The 2,971-nt window shown below is 39.6% G+C and carries 3 protein-coding genes; 1 reads left to right on the forward strand and 2 read right to left on the reverse strand.

Annotated features, from left to right (window positions below; genetic code table 11):
- Positions 1-870, reverse strand: an 870-nt coding sequence (locus ACY65O_RS17285) for a glycoside hydrolase 5 family protein (RefSeq protein WP_462222111.1), incomplete at its 3' end; no start/stop codon positions are given.
- A gap of 84 nt (positions 871-954) precedes the next feature.
- The gene (hutH, locus tag ACY65O_RS17290) at positions 955-2,439 is read right to left on the reverse strand and encodes a histidine ammonia-lyase (RefSeq protein WP_462222112.1); all 1,485 of its coding nucleotides are present in this window, start codon (positions 2,437-2,439) and stop codon (positions 955-957) included.
- Between the two features lie 173 nt (positions 2,440-2,612).
- On the opposite strand from hutH, the gene ACY65O_RS17295 reads away from it, so the two are divergent.
- A partial coding sequence (locus ACY65O_RS17295) for a WD40/YVTN/BNR-like repeat-containing protein (protein ID WP_462222113.1) occupies positions 2,613-2,971 on the forward strand: 359 nt, incomplete at its 3' end.

Below are 2,971 nucleotides of genomic sequence, written 5' to 3' on the forward strand. Positions count from 1 at the left end.
ATAACGTTTTAAAATGGGCAGGTGAGTTTCAAATTTACTGTTGTTACTCCTGGCCATATATTCTGTACAAATTACCGGCCTGCCTATTTTTTGTAAACTGTCAATGGCTTTTTTCATTGATGCAGTATCATCATAATTATGAAAAGTGATTACATCGGAATGTTGCAACTGATAAGCGTTGATAAAAGGAAAATCCATAAACCAAACACCGGCAGTTAATGGTTGCGATGGCCTTACCGCCCATGCCCATTGAAAAACTTTTTTTAATAATGGTAATGAAGTAATGCCGTAACCACTGTTTGCCGGTTCGTTATACAGGTCCCACATTAAAATGCGTTTATCATTTTTAAAAGTGTTTAAAATATCGGTTACGTATTTTTGAAGATATATCCATTGTGTGCTGTCGTTATGTACACTCATTCCCGGGCTTCTTACCCAACCCGAATTGTGCACACCGGGTTTTGGATCGGGTTGTTTACCAATGGCAGGCTCAGGGTTCCAGCAATCATCAAAAATGCAAAACAATATTTTTATTTTATGTTTTGCGGCGATGGTTAAAAAACTGTTCATGCGTTTTTTAAATCCTGCTGCACCTGCTTTCCACGCCAGGTCGTGCAGGTACACCCTCATTACATTCATGCCAATGGCCGCAGCCCAGCCTAATTCTTTATCAATTGTTTTGGCATCAAATGTTTCGGCCTGCCACATTTCTAATTGATTGATGGCGGTGCTGGGTAAAAAATCGGTACCTACTAACCAGCTTTGTTTTTTATACCAGTCGTTAGCTTTTTGTGCTGGCCATATTTTGGGTTGCGAAAAGCAGGAGGTGATAATACAGAGGAGTAAAATGGTGAAGGAATACTTTTTCATAAAATGATTTTCAACTTTAGCAATATTAATTTGCCCGCTGATATCGCTGATTTTTCTGCGACATCTGCGTAATCTGCGGGACTATTATTGTTTTATAAACTCAATGGCTTTCATCATATCCACCTGCAAAATTCTATCCGCATCATTAAAGCTCACTTCTTTTCTAAAGGCGGTTACAATTTCTTCAATGGCTGGCGAACTTTTTAGCGGCCTGCGAAATTCTAATGCCTGCACGGCAGTTAATAATTCGATGGCTAAAACTTTTTCTGCATTGTCCACTACCCTTTTGCATTTGGTGGCGGCGTTGGCGCCCATGCTCACATGATCTTCCTGGTTGTTGCTGGATGAAATAGAATCTACACTTGCCGGTGTACACAATTGTTTGTTTTCACTTACAATGCCGGCGGCGGTGTATTGTGGTATCATAAAGCCACTATTGAGTCCGGCATCTTTTACTAAAAATAAAGGGAGATTTTTTTGTCCGCTGATGAGTTGGTACGTTCTTCTTTCGCTGATGTTAGCCAACTCACTCATTGCAATGGCTAAAAAATCTAATCCTAACGCCAAAGGCTGGCCGTGAAAATTTCCGCCGCTTACAATCAGATCATCATTCGGAAAAATATTAGGATTATCAGTTACCGAATTTATCTCTTTGATAAAAATGCTCAGCACATAATCGAAAGTATCTTTAGTAGCACCATGCACCTGCGGTATGCAGCGGAAAGAATATGGATCCTGTATCTGTTGTTTTTTCTGCGTGGCAATGGCGCTGCCGTTTAATAATGCTCTTAATCTTGCTGCGGTGCTTACCTGGCCGCTATGACTGCGGATGGAATGAATTTTTTCATGCAGTGGTTCCATGGTGCAATCAAAAGCATCAAAAGAAATGGCAGCAATAATATCGGCCCATTTTAATAAACGATCGGCCTGCATTAAATTATGCATGCCGTAAGCACTCATAAATTGTGTGCCGTTTATCAATGCCAAACCTTCCTTGCTTTGCAATTGAATGGGTTGCCAGTCGAATTTTTTTAACGCTTCAGCCGCAGGAATTTTTTTGCCTTCATGCATCACTTCTCCCAAACCTATTAATGGTAAACTTAAATGCGACAGCGGTGCCAGATCGCCGGAGGCGCCTAATGAACCCTGTGTATAAATTACGGGGAACACATTGGCGTTGTACATTTCCATTAATCTTTTTACGGTATCAATCTGTACCCCGCTATGGCCGTAGCTGAGCGATTTTATTTTCAGCATCACCATCAACTTTACAATATCTTTTGGCACTTCTTCACCAAGGCCACAGGCATGCGATTGTATTAAATTACTTTGCAGTTGCTGTAATTGTGCGGCATCAATCTTTACATTTTGTAAATAACCAAAGCCGGTGTTGATACCATAAAATAATGCATCGGGGCTTTGTAATTTTTTATCGAGGTAATCACGGCATTCAGTAATGCGGTGGTGTGCATCAAAAGTAATAGATACCAGCTGATCGAACTGTAACAGGTTTTTTACCTGCTGAAAATTCAACGGGCTTTTATCTAAAGGCAAATAATTATAACTCATGGGCTGGCGTTTTTGGCAAATCGTTTTTTAGTTTTAGTTTATTCAAAAGTAACACAAAAACATTTCTCTGCTGCTGTTTTAAAACTGTAACTATTAATGAAAAATTCCGTTTTTCTTTTCTATTTTTGAACGATACTTTATTTCGCTTTGCTTTATACCATTAACCTCCAGTTATGCAAAAAATTATTTTTGGTTTGTTTACATTTTTTTTGTTTGGCTTTGCAAAAGCACAAGCGGTTAAGGTATTGGTAGCGGATAAAAAAATAAGTATGCGTGGGCTGAGTGTGGTAAATGATAAAGTAATTTGGGTTAGCGGCAGTGAAGGCACTGTGGGCAGAAGTATTGACAGCGGTAGCACCTGGAAATGGATAACGGTAAAAGGTTTTGAAAAAACAGACTTCAGGGATATTGAAGCTTTTGATGGTATGACCGCTGTAATTATGGGTACTTCCGACCCGGCGTATATTTTAAAAACAGTTGATGGGGGCGATAGCTGGAAAGTGGTGTACGAAAATAAAACCAAGGGCATGTT

The organism is Ferruginibacter sp., assembly GCF_031430955.1.
Classification (GTDB): domain Bacteria; phylum Bacteroidota; class Bacteroidia; order Chitinophagales; family Chitinophagaceae; genus Ferruginibacter.